General features: G+C 62.2%; 17 protein-coding genes. 16 read left to right on the forward strand and 1 reads right to left on the reverse strand.

Translation table 11 applies throughout. From position 1 onward, the window contains the following. The first annotated feature begins 86 nt into the window (after positions 1-86). The 15 genes from mnmG to ACREXZ_RS01420 all read left to right on the forward strand — a co-directional run bounded on the left by mnmG (position 87) and on the right by ACREXZ_RS01420 (position 15,657). A complete protein-coding gene (mnmG, locus tag ACREXZ_RS01350; RefSeq protein ID WP_431762467.1) occupies positions 87-2,033 on the forward strand; it encodes a tRNA uridine-5-carboxymethylaminomethyl(34) synthesis enzyme MnmG in 1,947 nt (648 codons plus the stop codon). Further along, positions 2,030-2,716: a 16S rRNA (guanine(527)-N(7))-methyltransferase RsmG gene (gene rsmG, locus ACREXZ_RS01355; protein WP_431762213.1), complete on the forward strand. Its 687-nt coding sequence runs from the start codon at positions 2,030-2,032 to the stop codon at positions 2,714-2,716. The genes mnmG and rsmG overlap by 4 nt, the downstream gene beginning before the upstream one ends. Positions 2,717-2,790: 74 nt before the next feature. Then, positions 2,791-3,561 carry a ParA family protein gene (locus ACREXZ_RS01360; protein ID WP_431762214.1) on the forward strand — a complete coding sequence of 257 codons (771 nt, stop codon included), beginning with the start codon at positions 2,791-2,793 and terminating at the stop codon, positions 3,559-3,561. Positions 3,562-3,598: 37 nt separating this feature from the next. Beyond that, complete coding sequence (locus tag ACREXZ_RS01365; protein WP_431762215.1) at positions 3,599-4,483, forward strand: ParB/RepB/Spo0J family partition protein; 885 nt, start codon at positions 3,599-3,601, stop codon at positions 4,481-4,483. Between the two features lie 49 nt (positions 4,484-4,532). After that, positions 4,533-5,642 (forward strand): SLC13 family permease, encoded by a 1,110-nt coding sequence (locus ACREXZ_RS01370; RefSeq protein WP_431762468.1) that lies wholly within the window; start codon positions 4,533-4,535, stop codon positions 5,640-5,642. 291 nt (positions 5,643-5,933) lie between these two features. Further along, complete coding sequence (locus ACREXZ_RS01375; protein ID WP_431762216.1) at positions 5,934-6,470, forward strand: ATP synthase subunit I; 537 nt, start codon at positions 5,934-5,936, stop codon at positions 6,468-6,470. A gap of 143 nt (positions 6,471-6,613) precedes the next feature. Further along, the gene (gene atpB / locus ACREXZ_RS01380; RefSeq protein ID WP_431762217.1) at positions 6,614-7,465 is read left to right on the forward strand and encodes a F0F1 ATP synthase subunit A; all 852 of its coding nucleotides are present in this window, start codon (positions 6,614-6,616) and stop codon (positions 7,463-7,465) included. An 82-nt stretch (positions 7,466-7,547) separates the two neighbouring features. Further along, complete coding sequence (gene atpE / locus ACREXZ_RS01385) at positions 7,548-7,817, forward strand: F0F1 ATP synthase subunit C (protein ID WP_007180033.1); 270 nt, start codon at positions 7,548-7,550, stop codon at positions 7,815-7,817. 137 nt (positions 7,818-7,954) lie between these two features. Further along, positions 7,955-8,425, forward strand: a complete 471-nt coding sequence (locus ACREXZ_RS01390) for a F0F1 ATP synthase subunit B (protein ID WP_431762218.1) — start codon at positions 7,955-7,957, stop codon at positions 8,423-8,425. A 2-nt stretch (positions 8,426-8,427) separates the two neighbouring features. Next, positions 8,428-8,967: a F0F1 ATP synthase subunit delta gene (locus ACREXZ_RS01395; RefSeq protein WP_431762219.1), complete on the forward strand. Its 540-nt coding sequence runs from the start codon at positions 8,428-8,430 to the stop codon at positions 8,965-8,967. Between the two features lie 58 nt (positions 8,968-9,025). Then, on the forward strand, positions 9,026-10,567 hold the full coding sequence (gene atpA, locus ACREXZ_RS01400) for a F0F1 ATP synthase subunit alpha (RefSeq protein ID WP_431762220.1): 1,542 nt from the start codon (positions 9,026-9,028) through the stop codon (positions 10,565-10,567). Between the two features lie 128 nt (positions 10,568-10,695). Beyond that, a complete protein-coding gene (atpG, locus tag ACREXZ_RS01405) occupies positions 10,696-11,583 on the forward strand; it encodes a F0F1 ATP synthase subunit gamma (protein WP_431762221.1) in 888 nt (295 codons plus the stop codon). An 81-nt stretch (positions 11,584-11,664) separates the two neighbouring features. Next, positions 11,665-13,059, forward strand: coding sequence for a F0F1 ATP synthase subunit beta (gene atpD / locus ACREXZ_RS01410; RefSeq protein WP_431762222.1), 1,395 nt, complete (start codon positions 11,665-11,667; stop codon positions 13,057-13,059). A gap of 203 nt (positions 13,060-13,262) precedes the next feature. Then, complete coding sequence (locus ACREXZ_RS01415) at positions 13,263-13,688, forward strand: F0F1 ATP synthase subunit epsilon (RefSeq protein ID WP_087738538.1); 426 nt, start codon at positions 13,263-13,265, stop codon at positions 13,686-13,688. Between the two features lie 238 nt (positions 13,689-13,926). Beyond that, positions 13,927-15,657 carry an AMP-binding protein gene (locus tag ACREXZ_RS01420; protein ID WP_431762223.1) on the forward strand — a complete coding sequence of 577 codons (1,731 nt, stop codon included), beginning with the start codon at positions 13,927-13,929 and terminating at the stop codon, positions 15,655-15,657. A gap of 773 nt (positions 15,658-16,430) precedes the next feature. On the opposite strand, the gene ACREXZ_RS01425 is transcribed toward ACREXZ_RS01420, so the two are convergent. After that, the gene (locus ACREXZ_RS01425; protein ID WP_431762224.1) at positions 16,431-17,207 is read right to left on the reverse strand and encodes a transporter substrate-binding domain-containing protein; all 777 of its coding nucleotides are present in this window, start codon (positions 17,205-17,207) and stop codon (positions 16,431-16,433) included. Positions 17,208-17,409: 202 nt separating this feature from the next. Between ACREXZ_RS01425 and hemE the strand changes: the two genes are divergently transcribed. Beyond that, positions 17,410-18,528, forward strand: coding sequence for a uroporphyrinogen decarboxylase (gene hemE, locus ACREXZ_RS01430; RefSeq protein WP_431762225.1), 1,119 nt, complete (start codon positions 17,410-17,412; stop codon positions 18,526-18,528). Positions 18,529-18,609: the final 81 nt, after the last annotated feature.

Here is an 18,609-nt window from a genome sequence, read left to right on the forward strand (position 1 = left end):
AATTCGGGACAAAAGCGAACCCGCTATAATTCGCGCATACATTTTCCTTGGAAAGGCTCACGCTGACGTTCGGCGTGGGATCCACGATGCTTTATCCCACAGAATTTGACGTAATCGTCGTCGGCGGTGGTCATGCCGGCACGGAGGCCGCTTTGGCTTCCGCGCGCATGGGCAACAAGACGCTTTTGCTCACCCACAATATCGAAACGCTTGGCCAGATGAGCTGCAATCCGTCGATCGGCGGAATCGGCAAGGGTCATCTAGTTAAAGAGGTCGACGCGCTCGGCGGGGCAATGGCTGCCGCGACCGATGAGGGCGGAATCCAGTTTCGTATTCTCAATTCGTCGAAGGGGCCGGCCGTTCGTGCGACGCGGGCGCAGGCTGATCGGCTGCTTTACAAGCAGGCGATCCGGCGTCGTCTGGAGAATCAGCCCAATCTCTGGTTGTTCCAGCAAGCCGTCGACGATTTGATGATCGAGGGCGATCGAGTAGTTGGTGCGGTGACGCAGGTCGGGGTCCGCTTCCGGTCGCGCTCCGTCGTGCTGACAGCCGGCACGTTTCTCGATGGGAAAATCCACGTCGGTTTGAACAACTACACCGGCGGTCGCGCAGGGGATCCAGCGGCGGTTTCGCTGTCCGCACGGCTTAAGGAACTGAAGCTTCCGCAAGGGCGACTGAAAACTGGTACGCCGCCGCGCATCGATGGCCGGACGATCGATTTCTCGAAGCTCGAGGAACAGCCGGGCGATCTTGATCCGGTGCCGGTGTTCTCGTTCCTCGGTCGGGTGGAGCAGCATCCGCGGCAGGTGCCATGTTGGGTCACGCACACCAACGCTCGGACTCACGACATTATCCGGAGCGGTCTTGATCGCTCGCCGATGTACACGGGAGTGATCGAAGGCGTGGGGCCGCGGTATTGCCCGTCGATCGAAGACAAGATTCATCGATTTGCGTCGAAGGAATCGCACCAGATTTTCCTTGAGCCCGAAGGGCTGACGACCAACGAGTTCTACCCGAACGGGATTTCCACGAGTCTGCCGTTCGATGTCCAGCTCGAACTGGTCCGGTCGATGGCCGGACTTGAGCATGCGCACATTCTGCGACCCGGCTACGCGATCGAGTACGACTATTTCGATCCTCGCGGCCTTAAGGCGTCGCTTGAGACGAAGGTGATTCATGGTCTGTTCTTCGCGGGCCAGATCAATGGCACGACTGGTTACGAAGAGGCGGCGGCCCAAGGGCTGCTGGCCGGTATCAATGCCGGGCTTTTCGTGCAGGGTAGAGACGCATGGTGTCCGCGGCGCGATCAGGCTTACCTCGGGGTGCTTGTCGACGATCTCGTTACGCGAGGCGTGTCAGAGCCGTACCGGATGTTCACGAGCCGGGCGGAATATCGGTTGAGCCTCCGTGAAGACAACGCCGATATGCGTTTGACCGAGGCTGGGCGCGAACTGGGTGTCGTTGACGATGCCCGTTGGGATGCATTCAGCCGCAAGCGCGACGCTGTTTCACGTGAAACCGAACGGCTGCGTTCGACGTGGGTGAATCCGAAGACCTTGCCTGCTGACGAAGCGACCGCTTTGCTCGGCAAGCCGATCGATCACGAATACAGCCTCGCCGATCTGCTGGGCCGTCCCGGCGTTAGCTACGAAAGCGTCTGTGGCCTGCGCGACGGCGCCTGCGGTCCGATCGAAGCGCTGTCGGACGATGCTGTTTTGCTATCGCAGATCAAGGAGCAGATCGAGATCGCGATCAAATACCAGGGCTACATCGACCGGCAAGCCGATGAAATCGAGCGCAACGAAGCGCACGAGAACACGAAGCTGCCCGAAGGACTGGACTATGCCGAAGTGCGCGGTCTGTCATTCGAGGCGCGTCAGAAGCTGACGCAATTCCGCCCGGAAACGATCGGTCAGGCGTCACGGATTTCCGGCATCACGCCGGCGGCGATCTCGCTGTTGATGGTGCATCTGAAGCGCGGGCTCGGCCGCCGCAAGGCCAGCCTCGCAGGCGACACGTCGGTGGCTCAATGACCTCGACGCAGGGACGCTTGTCAGAGCGCGAAGCACTCGCCGCGATGCTGGAGCAGGGCGCTGGCAAACTGAATCTGGATCTGAGCGGGGAACAGCGGGAAAAGCTGCTCGATTACGTCGCCTTGCTCGTCAAATGGAACGCCGTCTACAACCTGACGGCGATCCGCGACCCGCGCCAGATGCTGGTCCAACACATCCTCGATTCACTATCGATCGTGCCGCATCTGGCGGCGCGCGGCCCGTCGTCGGCCCTCGACGTCGGGTCGGGCGGCGGTCTGCCGGGCATCGTGCTCGCCATTGTGTTGCCGGACTGGAACGTCACGCTAAACGACATTGTTCAGAAGAAAACCGCGTTCCAGGCGCAGGCAAAGGCGGAACTCGGGCTCGCCAATCTCTCGGTCGTGACCGGGCGAGTCGAGACGCTGCGGGCCGGCGTCGAGGTGCCAGCACAATTCGACGTAATCGTCTCGCGTGCATTCGCAGAGCTCGCGGATTTCGTTACACTTGCCCGGCATCTTGTCGCGGAGAACGGCACGATCTGGGCAATGAAGGGCGTGTACCCCGACGGCGAGATCGGTCGACTGCCCGCCGGCGCGCGGGCAGAGCGGGTTATTCGGCTCGACGTGCCGCTGCTCGAGGCGGAACGGCATCTGGTCGAAGTCATCGTGGATCGGACCAGCTAGCGCCGCTCGCTACCGCCTTGATCGCCTCGACCTCCATTTCAATCATCCAGGGTAGCAAAAGGGACACACCAACGATGGCAAAAATCTTCTGCGTCGCGAACCAGAAGGGCGGCGTCGGCAAGACGACGACAGCAGTCAACCTTGCCGCGAGCCTCGCCTCGCAGGGCCAACGTGTCCTCCTCATCGATCTGGATCCGCAGGGCAACGCGACGATGGGGAGTGGAGTCGACAAGGCGGAGTGCGAAAACACGGTCTATGAAGTGCTGGTCGACGGCGTCTCTATCGCGAGCGCCCGTGTGCGGCCCGAGGCGATTCTCTACGACGTGTTGCCCGCGAATCGCGAACTGGCCGGTGCCGAAGTGGAACTCGTCAGTGTGCAGAATCGTGAGCGTCAGTTGAAGGATGCGCTTGCGCACGTCGTCGACGACTACGACTTCGTGCTGATCGACTGCCCGCCGGCGTTGTCGCTGCTGACGCTGAACGGCCTGTGTGCGGCGCACGGCGTCGTCATCCCGATGCAGTGCGAGTACTTCGCACTGGAAGGGCTCTCCGATCTCGTCAATACGATCAAGCAGGTGCACGCCAACCTGAATCGCGACCTGAAGGTGATCGGCTTGCTGCGCGTGATGTTCGATCCGCGGATCACGCTGCAGCAACAGGTGTCGGATCAGCTGAAGGAACATTTCGGCGACAAGGTGTTCGATGTTGTGATCCCGCGCAACGTGCGACTCGCCGAGGCGCCCAGCTATGGGCTGCCGGGCGTGGTATTCGACCGGGCTTCGCGTGGTGCGCAGGCCTATGTGCAGTTCGGCGCGGAAATGATTGAACGGGTTCGCGCGCTGTGACGCGCGGTCATCCATCCAGGCGGATCGAGGAAGTACGATGAACGCAGTAGCACGAAAGAAGGGACTGGGCCGCGGGCTCGAAGCATTGCTGGGCGGCAGCGCCGACATCACTGAAGCCGTGAAGATCGACGGCGCGCCCAACGCATTGCCGCTCGATAAATTGCAGGCGGGCAAATATCAACCGCGCACCCGGATGGACGAGGGCGCGCTGCAGGAGCTGGCCGCGAGCATCCGGGCGCAGGGCGTGATGCAGCCGATCCTCGTGCGACCCGTGAATCACGAGATGTACGAGATCATCGCGGGCGAGCGTCGTTTCCGCGCGGCTCGCATCGCCGGGCTGACCGAAGTGCCGGTGCTGGTCAAGGACGTGCCCGACCAGACCGCTGCAGCGATGGCGCTGATCGAGAACATCCAGCGCGAGGATCTGAATCCGCTGGAAGAGGCGCAGGGCATCCAGCGGTTGCTTGACGAATTCAATTTCACGCACGAGCAGGCGGCCGAGTCGGTCGGACGTTCGCGCAGTGCCGTGTCGAACCTGCTGCGCCTGCTGAATCTCGCGGCACCTGTCCAGACGATGCTGCTGGCCGGCGATCTCGACATGGGCCATGCCCGTGCATTGCTCGCCGTCGACGCCGCGACGCAGATCGCGCTCGCCAATCAAGTCGTGAACAAGCGGATGTCGGTGCGCGAAACCGAGAAGCTGGTGACCGTGACCGCCAAGGCGGTGCCCACGGTGAAGGCCCGCGCGCAAGACGGCGGCCGCGACACGCGCCGCCTCGAGGAAGAGCTGTCGGACCTCCTTTCCGCGACCGTGAAGATCAAGCTCGGCCGGCGGGGGCGCGGCCAGGTGACGGTCGATTTCGGCGATCTCGACGCGCTCGAAGGCATTCTCGCCCGGTTGCGCGGCAACGCCGCGGCCTGACGCGGCGACCGTGCCGGATCAACCAAGCGTCGAAACGGCGCCCGCGACAATTTGGCGCAGGCTCCTTGCTTTCGTCGGGAAGGAGCCGGTGCTGTCGGTGCTCGTCGCCGCGCTGATCGCGCTGCAACTGCTTCATCCGCAGCCTTGGACGTCGCTGCCGGCGCTGGTTGACTGGCAGACGGTGCTGACGCTCGCGGGCCTGCTCATTCTGACCAAGGCCGTCGAATATTCAGGATTCCTGATGTGGCTCGCGCATCGCGTCGTGCATCGCATTCATTCCGAGCGTGCGCTCGCGTGTCTGCTGATCGGTCTCGCGGCCATACTGTCGACGTTGCTGACCAACGACGTCGCGCTGTTCGTGGTGATCCCGCTCACGCTGTCGCTGCACAAGCTGACGCCGCTGCCGATCAGGCGCCTCGTGATCTTCATCGCGCTCGCGGTGAACGCAGGTTCGATCCTCACGCCGCTCGGCAATCCGCAGAATCTCTTTCTCTGGCAGACGAGCGGTGTGTCGTTCGGCGGCTTCGTATGGGCGCTGGCGCCGCTGTGCGTGGTGTTGATGGCGATGCTGTACGTGCTTGCGGCCTTTGCGTTTCGCGCGGCACCGCTCGATCTGTCGAAGGACATCGAACCTCATCCGGTCGATCGCGCGCTGCTTGGCGTTGCGGTCCTACTGTTCGCCGCATTCGTCGTGCTGGCGGACGCGCATCGTGCGGGCATCGGCCTCGCGGGCGTCGGTGCGGGCTTCCTGTTGTGGCGTCACCGGATCGTGCTGAAGATCGACTGGTTGCTGTTGCTGATCTTCGTTTTCATGTTCATCGTGCTGCGCAGCGTCGCTGCGTTGCCGGCGGTTCACGCGACCGTCGCGCATCTCGGACTGACCACACCGTTGCGCGCGTATGCCGCCGGCGCGGTGCTGTCGCAAGGCATCAGCAACGTTCCCGCCGCGATCATGCTCGCGGAGTTCACGCACGACTGGCGCGCGCTTGCGTTCGGCGTCAGTGTCGGTGGCTTCGGCATCGCGATCGGTTCGCTCGCCAACCTGATCGCTGTGCGGCTGTCGGGCGAGCGCCGCATGTGGGGGGCGTTCCACCTCTATTCGGTACCGTTCTGGGCCGTCGGTGGTGTCGCGGGCGCGTGGCTGCTCACGCATTTCTGACGTCCGCGGGTCGCGTGCCGCGACGCGAAGGAAGTGCTCACAGGCAGCGCCACACGCGGCAAACGGCCCTGGCACCCGGACGCCTTACAGTTATCGTTCGTCGTCGTGTCAAGATGCTTCTCCCGCATCATGAAGCCCTGTCTCACCGCGGCGATTGACGGCCCTAAAGTCTTGAATTGCCTGCAACTATCGCTTACAATCGCCCGGATTTATTTGCTAGGCAACCCCGTAAGTAGTGCGTAAGCTCGCGGGCTGGAAATCGGGATTCAGAGGACTTTGCGGAATACTGCGATGGCGGGTCAAGCGCCGGACGAAAGGCACGACGAACTCCGCGCAACGCAGGCCAGTATCGCTGGGTCGTCGGATGTAAAACCCGTGTCGCATGACGACGCGTGGGATGCCGGGCAAGAGGATAACAATATCGTTCCGCTCACCAGGGCCGAGGCAGAAAAGCTCTTCGGTCCGCAGGTGAGTCGTCCATCGCGCGTTACGCCTTTTCGGGTAGTGACGGCGCAAATGGTTTTGTCCCTGGGTGCGACGTTGCTGTGGTGGCTTTTTTACAAGCCGCCGGGCGCCGCTGCGCTGTCTGCGTTCCTGGGGGGAGCGATCTGCTGGGTGCCGAGCGCGCTGTTCGCGGCACGTCTGAAAAAACTGGGCGGCGCCGAAACGGCGATGAGCTGGATGGTCGGCGAAGCGCTCAAGATGGGGGTGACGATCGCGATGTTTGTTGCCATCGCTTTCTGGTATCACGAAGCTCAGTGGGTTCCGCTGCTCGTGACCTACCTCGTCGCCCTAAAGACGTACTGGATCGCGCTCGCCTGGCGGTGAAGTAACGAACGAACAAAGGCTGGTGCCCGGCACCGGCAAGAGACGCGCGGGTTCGGCTCGACCCGCGCCGGCGGATTCCGGTGGCGCCAACTGCGCCCGGAACGGCCAGAAACGATTTTCGACAATTTGGGTGCATTAACGATATGGCAGCTAGCGAAGGAACGCGCGCTCTGGATCCGTCCGAGTACATCGCGCACCACTTGCAGAATTTTTCCACCTCGCACCAGACGTCGATCATCGACTTTCACGTCTGGAATCTGGATACGCTGTTCTGGTCGATCCTGTGCGGGCTCGCTACCCTGCTGATCCTGTTCATTGCCGCCCGTAAGGCAACTCCTGGCGTGCCGGGGCGCTTCCAGTGCGCGATCGAAATGCTCGTCGAACTGGTCGAAGACCAGTCGAAATCCATCATCCACGGCAACCGCACCTTCATCGCCCCGCTCGCGCTGACCGTGTTCGTCTGGGTCGCGCTGATGAACTCGCTCGACTTCATCCCGGTCGATCTGCCCAGCCACGTGATCGGCTGGCTCGGTCTCTCGGAAGCCATTCCCCATCATCGCATCGTCCCGACCGCCGACCTGAACGGCACGTTCGGCATCGCACTCGGCGTCTTCGTGCTGATGATCTACTACAACTTCAAGATCAAGGGCGTCGGCGGCTTCGTGCACGAACTGCTGTCCGCTCCGTTCGGCCCGCATCCGCTGCTGTGGATCCCGAACCTTGCACTGAACATCATCGAGTTCGTCGCGAAGACGGTTTCGCTTGCCCTGCGGCTCTTCGGCAACATGTACGCGGGCGAACTGCTGTTCCTGCTGATTGCCCTGCTCGGCAGCCTCTGGAGCTTCGGCGCGGACACGACGGTGCTTGGCTTTATCGGCCACGTGATCGCCGGCACCGTGTGGTCGATCTTCCACATTTTGATCGTGCTGCTGCAAGCGTTCATTTTCATGATGCTGACGCTGGTGTACATCGGCCAGGCACACGACAGCCACTAACCACGGCCTGTCCGCGAAGAATCAGAATCGTTTTAGTTTTTTAAATCGCAGTTCCAAAAAGACTTTTTACAAAGGAGTGATCATGCAAGCTTTCATCGCCAACATCCAGGGTCTGACCGCCATCGGTATCGGCATCATCATCGGCCTGGGTGCAATCGGCGCCTGTATCGGTATCGGCCTGATGGGCGGCAAGTACATCGAGGCATGTGCGCGCCAGCCTGAACTGATGAACCCGCTGCAAACGAAGATGTTCCTGCTGGCTGGTCTGATCGATGCGGCGTTTCTGATTGGCGTTGGTGTGGCAATGCTGTTTGCGTTCGCGAACCCGCTGCTGTCGAAGCTGGCCGGCTAAGGTTCCTCGGAAGTGTGCGCCTGTCGCCAGTCGATGAGGTGCAGAGGGCGGAACGGGCACCGGGCGCTGATCGAGCAATGAATCGATGAGCGCCTTGCCGTTTCACTTTCCGAAATAGCAACGATGAAGGAAACACTGTGAATCTCAACGCAACCTTGTTTGCGCAAATGGTCGTGTTCCTGATCCTCGCGTGGTTCGTGATGAAGTTCGTGTGGCCGCCGCTGGTCAACGCACTCGACGAACGCTCGAAGAAGATCGCCGACGGTCTGTCAGCCGCGGAAAAGGGCAAGGCGGAACTCGTCGCGGCCCATAAGCGCGTCGACCAGGAACTCGCGCAGGCGCGTAACGACGGCCAGCAACGTATCGCCGATGCCGAGAAGCGCGCCGTGACGGTCGCCGACGAAATCAAGGCTCAGGCGCACGCGGAAGCCACGCGCATCGTCGCGCAGGCCAAGGCCGACGCGGATCAGCAAGTCGTGAAGGCGCGTGAAGCGCTGCGCGGCGAAGTCGCTGCTCTCGCCGTGAAGGGTGCCGAGCAGATCCTGAAGCGCGAAGTCGACCAGACGGCGCATGCCGACCTGCTGAATCAACTGAAAGCCGAGCTCTGATCATGGCCGAACTTGCAACCATCGCCCGTCCGTACGCAGAAGCGCTGTTTGGCGTGGCCGAAGCTGGTGACATCGCCGCGTGGTCCACGCTCGTGCAGGAGCTGGCACAGGTTGCGCGTCTGCCGGAAGTGCTGTCGGTCGCCACGAGCCCGAAAGTGAGCCGCGCGCAGATCAGCGATCTGCTGCTGTCCGCGGTGAAGTCGCCGCTCAAGGACAACGCGCAGGCGAAGAGCCTGGTGCAGATGCTGGTCGACAATCATCGCCTGCAGTTGCTGCCCGAAATCGCCACGCAGTTCGAAGCGTTGAAGAACGCCCGCGAAGGAGCCGCCGACGCGACGATCGTCAGCGCATTCCCGCTCGAAGGCACGCAGTTGAACGATCTCGTCGCGAGTCTCGAACGCCGTTTCCAGTGCAAGCTGAAGCCCACCGTTGAAGTCGATCCGTCGCTGATCGGCGGCGTGCGCGTCACGGTCGGCGACGAAGTGCTCGATGCCTCGGTCCGCGCGCGGCTCGCCAGTATGCAGACGGCGCTTACCGTTTAAAGCGTCTGAAGCGCATACGCGGCTGGCACGCAACAGAATTGACTATCAGGAGCGAATAATGCAACTCAATCCCTCTGAGATCAGCGAGCTGATCAAGAGCCGGATCCAGGGCCTCGAAGCGAGCACAGACGTTCGCAATCAAGGCACCGTGATCTCCGTGACCGACGGTATCGTGCGTATCCACGGCCTGTCGGAAGTGATGCAGGGCGAAATGCTCGAATTCCCGGGCAACACGTTCGGTCTCGCGCTGAACCTCGAGCGCGACTCGGTCGGCGCCGTGATTCTGGGCGAATACGAACACATTTCGGAAGGCGACGTCGTCAAGACGACGGGCCGCATTCTCGAAGTGCCGGTGGGTCCGGAACTGCTCGGCCGCGTGGTCGATGCACTCGGCAACCCGATCGACGGCAAAGGCCCGATCAACGCGAAGAAGACCGACGCAATCGAAAAGATCGCTCCGGGCGTGATCTGGCGTAAGTCGGTTTCGGAACCGGTCCAAACCGGTCTGAAGTCGATCGACGCGATGGTGCCGGTTGGTCGTGGCCAGCGTGAGCTGATCATCGGCGACCGCCAGTGCGGCAAGACCGCCGTCGCCGTCGACGCGATCATCAACCAGAAGGGCAAGAACCTCTTCTGTATCTACGTCGCGATCGGCCAGAAGGCTTCGTCGATCATGAACGTGGTGCGCAAGCTCGAAGAAACCGGCGCGCTGGAATACACGATCGTCGTGGCGGCTTCGGCTTCGGAATCGGCTGCGATGCAGTACCTCGCGCCGTACGCCGGCTGCTCGATGGGCGAATACTTCCGCGACCGCGGCCAGGACGCGCTGATCGTTTATGACGATTTGACCAAGCAAGCTTGGGCATACCGCCAGATCTCGCTGCTGCTGCGCCGTCCGCCGGGCCGCGAAGCCTACCCGGGCGACGTGTTCTATCTGCACTCGCGTTTGCTGGAACGTGCCGCTCGCGTGTCGGAAGATTACGTCGAGAAGTTCACGAACGGCGAAGTGAAGGGCAAGAGCGGTTCGCTGACGGCACTGCCGGTCATCGAAACGCAGGCTGGCGACGTGACCGCGTTCGTTCCGACGAACGTGATCTCGATTACCGACGGCCAGATCTTCCTCGAAACCGATCTGTTCAACGCGGGTATCCGTCCGGCTATTAACGCTGGCGTGTCGGTGTCGCGTGTCGGCGGCGCCGCGCAGACGAAGGTCGTGAAGAAGCTGTCGGGCGGTATCCGTACCGACCTCGCGCAGTACCGTGAGCTGGCTGCGTTCGCGCAGTTCGCATCGGACCTCGACGAAGCCACCCGCAAGCAGCTCGAGCGCGGTCGCCGCGTGACGGAACTGCTGAAGCAGCCGCAGTATCAGCCGCTGCAGGTGTGGGAGCTGGCCATCGCGCTGTTCGCGGCGAACAACGGCTACCTCGACGATCTGGAAGTGGCGCAAGTGCTGCCGTTCGAAAAGGGTCTGCGCGAATTCCTGAAGACGAGCCACGCCGACCTGATCAAGCGCATCGAAGATACCAAGGAACTCTCGAAGGACGACGAAGGCCTGCTGCACACGGCCCTCAAAGACTTCAAGAAGTCCGGCGCTTATTGATCCGCAAGGCTTAGACGGAGCTTGAAGCGGCGCGGGCCGCAGGCAACTGAACCCGCGCGGCTTCGACAGCTTTGCATGGGACTTGAGTAAGCGCTAAAGCGCTAACTCGAGTCGACAAGGAGCAAGCAATGGCTGGAATGAAGGAAATTCGCGGCAAGATCAAGAGCGTGCAGAACACGCGCAAGATCACGAAAGCGATGGAGATGGTGGCCGCATCGAAGATGCGCCGCGCTCAGGAGCGCATGCGCGCTGCTCGCCCGTATGCCGACAAGGTGCGCGATATCGCCGCGCACATGAGCCGTGCGAACCCCGAGTACCGTCACCCGTTCATGGTGACGAACGAAGGCGCGAAGACGGCCGGCATCATCCTCGTCACGACCGACAAGGGTTTGTGCGGCGGGATGAACACGAACGTGCTGCGTGCTTCGGTCCAGAAGTTCAAGGAGCTGGAGAGCGAGGGCAAGACCATCGAAGCGACGGCGATCGGCAGCAAGGGCCTCGGGTTCCTGAACCGTCTGCGCGCGAAGGTGGTGTCGAACGTCGTGCATCTGGGCGACACGCCGCACCTCGAAAAGCTGATCGGCGCGGTGAAGGTTCAGCTCGACATGTACTCGGAAGGCAAGATCTCGGCGGTGTACCTGGCGTACACGCGCTTCGTCAACACGATGAAGCAGGAGCCGGTGATCGAGCAGCTGCTGCCGCTGTCGGCAGAACAGTTCGAGAGCAAGGCGGACTCGGCGGGCGAAACGCCGAAGACGTCGTGGGACTACATCTACGAGCCGGATGCGCAAACGGTCGTCGACGAGTTGCTGGTCCGCTATGTCGAAGCGCTGGTCTATCAGGCCGTCGCGGAAAACATGGCGTCGGAGCAGTCGGCCCGGATGGTTGCGATGAAGGCGGCTTCCGATAACGCGAAGACGGTCATCAACGAACTGCAGCTCGTATACAACAAGAGCCGCCAGGCCGCGATCACGAAGGAACTGTCGGAAATCGTCGGCGGCGCCGCGGCAGTCTGACGGACCGGACGCAAGCCGGATTGAACGTCTCGAAACTGCGCCTTTGCGCGAGTGAAGAATCAGGTATCTAAAGGAAAAGCGATGAGTACTACTGCTTTGGTAGAAGGCAAGATCGTACAGTGCATCGGCGCGGTGATCGACGTGGAATTCCCGCGTGAACACATGCCGAAGATTTACGACGCTCTTATTCTCGACGGGTCGGAACTGACTCTCGAAGTTCAGCAGCAGCTGGGCGACGGCGTCGTGCGGACCATCTGTCTGGGTGCATCGGACGGCCTGCGTCGCGGTACGGTCGTGAAGAACACGGGTAAGCCGATCAGCGTGCCGGTCGGCAAGCCGACGCTCGGCCGGATCATGGACGTGCTCGGTCGCCCGATCGACGAAGCTGGCCCGATCTCGAGCGAAACCACTCGCTCGATCCACCAGAAGGCGCCGGCGTTCGAAGACCTGTCGCCGTCGACCGAACTGCTCGAAACGGGCATCAAGGTTATCGATCTGATCTGCCCGTTCGCGAAGGGCGGCAAGGTCGGTCTGTTCGGCGGTGCGGGCGTGGGCAAGACCGTCAACATGATGGAACTGATCAACAACATCGCTAAGGAACACGGTGGCTATTCCGTGTTCGCCGGTGTTGGCGAGCGTACCCGTGAAGGGAACGACTTCTATCACGAAATGAAGGACTCGAACGTTCTCGACAAGGTCGCGCTGGTGTACGGCCAGATGAACGAGCCGCCGGGCAATCGTCTGCGCGTCGCGCTGACCGGCCTGACGATGGCCGAGCACTTCCGTGACGAAGGCCTCGACGTGCTGTTCTTCGTCGACAACATCTACCGTTTCACGCTGGCCGGTACCGAAGTGTCGGCACTGCTCGGCCGGATGCCGTCGGCCGTGGGCTATCAGCCGACGCTGGCTGAAGAAATGGGCAAGCTGCAGGAACGCATTACGTCGACCAAGACTGGCTCGATCACGTCGGTGCAGGCCGTGTACGTCCCTGCGGATGACTTGACCGACCCGTCGCCGGCGACGACCTTCGGCCACCTTGACGCAACCGTCGTGCTGTCGCGTGACATCGCGTCGCTGGGTATCTACCCGGCCGTGGACCCGCTCGATTCGACCTCGCGTCAGATCGACCCGAACGTGATCGGCGAAGAGCACTACGCGATCACGCGCGGCGTGCAGCAAACGCTGCAGCGCTACAAGGAACTGCGCGACATTATCGCGATTCTGGGCATGGACGAACTGGCGCCGGATGACAAGCTCGCCGTGGCGCGCGCTCGTAAGATCCAGCGTTTCCTGTCGCAGCCGTTCCACGTCGCGGAAGTGTTCACGGGTTCGCCGGGCAAGTACGTGCCGCTGAAGGAAACGATCCGCGGCTTCAAGATGATCGTCGAAGGCGAGTGCGACCACTTGCCAGAACAGGCGTTCTACATGGTCGGCACGATCGACGAAGCCTTCGAAAAGGCCAAGAAGATCCAGTAAAGGCGGGGTGTAACGCAGCGGGCGCCGGCTTCGCGCGGTCGCACGATCGATGTGCGGCCGCAACGCCGGCGCCGATGTACTACGCTCAACCGGCCTTGCATAGGATAAGAGTAAGCGCTAAAGCGCTAACTCTTGTCGATAGCCTTGCATAGGACAAGAGTAAGCGCTAAAGCGCTAACTCTTGTCGATAGGAGTCGATATAAATGGCAACCATCAAGGTAGACGTCGTCAGCGCGGAAGAGCAGATCTTCTCGGGTCAGGCGAAATTCGTCGCGCTCCCGGGCGAAGCGGGTGAGCTCGGCATTCTGCCGGGTCACACGCCGCTCATCACGCGGATTCGTCCGGGTGCGGTGCGCATCGAAGCGGAAAACGGCGAAGAAGAGTTCGTGTTCGTCGCCGGCGGCATTCTCGAAGTGCAGCCGGGCGCGGTGACGGTTCTGGCCGACACGGCGATCCGCGGTAAGGATCTGGACGAGGCGAAGGCCGAGCAGGCACGCAAGCGCGCGGAAGAAGCGCTGCAGAACACCGGCTCGAACCTCGAGTACGCGACCGCTCAGGCGGAACTTGCGTACGCGACGGCTCAGCTCGCTGCGATCCAGCGCCTGCGCAAACTGCGCGGTCAGCACTGACGCGCACGCGTCGAAAAGAAGCAGCCCGCGCGGCTGCTTTTTTTTCGCACGCACTTAACGTTTACGGAAAGGTCAGCAGGCTTCGCGTCGAGGTCGTACCGAACGTGAACGTGCGCGCGTGCTGCGTGCGGGTAAGACTTGATGCCGCCAGGCCCAGGGGCAGTGGCAGAATCGGTTTCAGAATCATTTCAAGAGAAGCTCGTTCAATCGGGCGCGGTTCCTCTCACGGAGACACACCATGGCAACGCAGGTCGCAGGTGACGGCGCATTGATCGAACCGAAGGACGGGCTGTCGTATGTCCGAGGCTCGACGGCCATTCCGCTCAGCGACGCGACGATTGGGCGCTTCCTGCTCGACACCGCCGAGCGTTTCGCCGACCGGCCCGCCGTGGTGTTTCGCGAGCAGCGTATCCGCTGGACGTGGCGCGAGTTCGCGCAGGAAGTCGACGTGCTCGCGGCGGGCTTTCTCGCGCTCGGCATCGGCAAGGGCGATCGTGTGGGGATCTGGTCGCCGAACCGCGTCGAATGGGTGCTCACTCAATTCGCGACCGCCCGCATCGGCGCGGTGCTCGTGAATATCAATCCGGCGTACCGTCTCGCCGAACTCGAGTACGCGCTGAACAAGGTCGGCTGCAAGGCGATCGTCGCCGCCGAGCAGTTCAAGACGTCGATGTATCTCGAGATGCTGCAGGAACTCGCGCCCGAACTCGCGACGGCCACGCGCGGCGATCTGCACGCCGCGCGGCTTCCGGATCTGCGGATCGTGATTCGCCTCTGCGATACCGAGACGCCGGGCATGCTCAGCTTTTCCGAGGTGATCGAGCAGGGCCGCTCGACGCTCGATACGGCACGGCTCGATGCGATCGGCGCGACGCTCACTGCCGACGATCCGATCAACATCCAGTTCACCAGCGGTACGACCGGCAATCCGAAGGGCGCGACGCTCACGCATCGAAACGTCGTCAACAACGCGCGCTACATCGCGCTGGCGATGCGTCTCACAGAAGAAGATGGGCTATGCATCCCCGTGCCACTGTATCACTGCTTCGGGATGGTGCTGGCGGTGCTCGCGTGCGTGTCGACCGGTACGAACATGGTCTTTCCCGGCGAGGCATTCGATCCGGTTGCGACACTCGCTGCGGTGTCGGAAGAGCGCTGTACCGCGTTGCACGGCGTGCCGACGATGTTCATCGCCGAGCTCGATCACCCCGACTTCAAGACGTTCGATCTGACGCGTCTGCGCACCGGCATCATGGCCGGTTCACCGTGCCCGATCGAGACGATGAAGCGCGTCGTGTCGACGATGCATCTGCGCGAAATCACGATCGCGTACGGTATGACGGAGACGAGCCCGGTGTCGTTCCAGAGTTCGACGACCGACCCGCTCGACAAACGCACGACGACTGTCGGCCAGATCCAGCCGCATCTCGAAGTAAAGCTTATCGACGCACTCGGCAATATCGTGCCGGTCGGCGAGACGGGCGAGCTGTGCACGAAGGGCTACTCGGTGATGCAGGGCTACTGGGGCGAGGAGGCGAAGACGCGCGAGAGCATCGTCGACGGCTGGATGCATACCGGCGATCTCGCGACGCTCGACGCGGAAGGCTACTGCAATATCGTCGGCCGCCTGAAGGACATGCTGATCCGCGGCGGCGAGAACATCTATCCGCGCGAGATCGAGGAGTTTCTGTTCCGCCATCCGAAGATCCAGAGCGTGCAGGTGTTCGGCGTGCCCGACGCGAAGTACGGCGAGGAAGTGTGCGCGTGGATCGTGCTGCGTCCTGGCGAGCAGACGACGGCGGAGGAAGTGCAGGAGTTTTGTCGCGGACAGATCGCGCACTACAAGGTGCCGAAGTACATCCGCTTCGTCGATGAACTGCCGATGACCGTGACCGGCAAGGTGCAGAAGTTCGTGATGCGCGAGCGGATGATCCGCGAACTGCGTCTGAACGAAGACAAGACGGCGTGAGTGCCGGTGTCGGGACAGGCGGAGTCGCGGTGGGGGAGACAACCGTCTTCGCGAGCGTGAAACATGGCTCGACGCAAACGTTTGGCAAGGCGAAAAAAAAGCGGGCCTGGAGCCCGCTAAAAACCACACGCTACGGGGTTAGCGCGAGGAGACCAATGGAGGAACCGGGAACGACGATTCAAACCGTCGACCACGGGTCCAGCAGGGATGCCCCTTCGCAGGGCTTCGGCATACGCCGACCGGCAAGTGCTTGATGTCCGCTCACACTTTGCACCCAGCCACATCCGTGTTGGAACCGTTGAAGGGCATTGTGGGCGAATAATTCTAGGAACGCGGTAACAAAGTGTTTCAGGTTGTAACGCCCGCCAGATAAGGCTCTCCGGGATTTTTTGCCATCCAGAATAGTTTAAAACGTCATTTTTACCGGGGCTTTCAAGACGCAATGAACGCACGTGCTGGGCGCCATTCGCGAGGCATAGCAGGCAACGATTTTTGGCGTCGTCGGGAGTAAAAAACGGTGTTCGAAGAGAGCGGCATGCCGCGAGCCGGTCGGCGCACTCCATCCCGATTTCTCTCAAAACGAAACAAAGCGAAAGATGGCGCGATGCGTTTTCGATCGACCTCGGCGGTGGCGCGTTCGGGATCGCCATGCGCGGCTTTTTTAGGCGTCCGCTTAACGGTAATCGAGCAACGCTCCAGTCGCGACGACCGACCCGCCGCGAGCGGCGCCGCGCGCCCGAAAACGGCCAGCGCTAGCCGACCATTCGCGGATATCACTTCAGCCATTTGTCCGAGATCGACTGGTACTCGCCGGTTGCCCGCGCCAGATGCAGCCATTGATCGACGTACTGCTGGAACACCACGTCGCCGCGCGGCAGCAGCCAGGCCTTCTCGCCGTACTGGAACGGCTTGTCCGGATGGACCGAGCACAGCCCCGGATTCAGCTTTTGCTGCAGCAACGTCTCCGACGCGTCGGTCACCATCACGTCGGCCTTGCCAGCGAGGATCTGCTTGAAGATCGTCACGTTGTCCGGGTACACGGTCTGACTCGCGTGCGGAAAAAACTGCTTCGCGAATCGTTCGTTGGTGCCGCCCGGATTGAAGATGACGCGCGTCGATGGCTGGTCGATCTGCGCGACCGTCTGGTACTTCGCGACGTCGTCGCAGCGCACGATCGGCGTCTTGCCGTCGATCTGATAGGCGTCCGTGAAGAACGCGCGTCGCTGGCGATCGAGCGTCGTCGATATGCCGCCAACAGCAACGTCGCACTTCGCGACGAAGTCGTTCATCAGATTCGACCACGAGGTCTTTACGAACTCGGCCTTCACGCCGAGGGATTTCGCGAGCGACTCGGTCATGTCGATGTCGATGCCTTCGAACTGCCCGTCAGCGCGATAGAACGAATACGGCTTGTAGTCGCCGGTCGTGCAGGCGCGCAGCGTGCCGCGCGCGATGACTTCGTCGAGTCGCGACGTCGGCGCGGATTGCGCGCAGGCCGCCGACGCGCACAGCAAACCGCCGAGCGCAACGAGCGCGAAGCTCTTTTTCATCGTTTCTCCTCTTGTGTGGTCGTCGCATCGGCCCACGGCAGCCCGGGACCGGCCGGCCGATGATAGCCCGGCAATTTGCCGCTGAACATCGGCGCTGCCTCGAGGTCGGGTGCATACCTAAGGAGCCGATATACCGTGCATCGATCACAATGCGCGCGTCCGCGTCCGGTAAAATGCCCCTTTGTCTTTCGTCGCACGCAACGTGGCCCATCCTCTTCTGAACGACACCTTCCTGCGCGCGTTGCTGCGCGAACCGACCGACTACACGCCGATCTGGCTGATGCGCCAGGCGGGTCGTTATCTGCCGGAATACAACGCGACGCGCAGCCGGGCGGGCAGTTTCCTCGGGCTCGCGAAGAACCCCGCTTACGCGACGGAAGTCACGCTGCAACCGCTCGAGCGTTATCCGCTCGACGCCGCGATCCTGTTCTCCGACATCCTCACGATCCCCGACGCGATGGGCCTGGGCCTCGACTTCGCGGCCGGCGAAGGGCCGCGTTTCGCGCGTCCCGTGCGTACCGAGGACGACGTCGCGCGTCTCGCCGTGCCGGACATCGACGCAACGCTGCGCTACGTCACCGACGCGGTCAGCGAAATTCGCCGTGCGCTGGTCGATGCGCAAGGCCGTCAACGCGTACCGCTGATCGGATTCTCCGGCAGCCCGTGGACGCTCGCGTGCTATATGGTCGAAGGCGCCGGCTCGGACGATTTCCGCACCGTGAAGTCGATGCTGTACAGCCGCCCGGACCTGATGCATCGCATTCTCGACATCAACGCGCAGGCGGTTGCCGCGTATCTGAACGCACAGATCGAGGCGGGCGCCCAGGCAGTGATGATCTTCGATACGTGGGGCGGCGCGCTCGCGGATGGCATCTATCAACGTTTCTCGTTGCACTACATCGCCCAGGTGGTCAGCCAGCTGACGCGCGAGCATGAGGGCCGGCGCGTACCGGTGATCACGTTCACGAAGGGCGGCGGTCTGTGGCTCGACGAGATCGCGGACATCGGTGTCGACGCGGTCGGGCTCGACTGGACCGTCAATCTCGCGAAGGCCCGCGAACGGGTCGGCGCGAAGGTCGCGCTCCAGGGCAATATCGATCCGTCGGTGCTGTTCGCGCCGCCCGAGACGATCCGCGCGGAAGCGCGCGCGGTGCTCGACAGCTTCGGCTGCCATCCCGGCCATATCTTCAATCTCGGCCACGGTATCTCGCAATTCACGCCGCCGGACCACGTCTCGGAACTCGTCGATGAAGTGCATCGGCACAGTCGTGCAATCCGGGCGAGCGGGGCGGCGTCCGGCAGCGGCGGAAGCGCCGTCTGAACGTCGTCGAGCCGGCTTCGCACGGCATAACGCTTTTGTTGCACTGCGATAGCGCGGGCTCTCACCCTAAGGGGAAAAGGG

The organism is Paraburkholderia sp. (assembly GCF_050742655.1).
In the GTDB taxonomy this organism is placed as follows: Bacteria; Pseudomonadota; Gammaproteobacteria; order Burkholderiales; family Burkholderiaceae; genus Paraburkholderia.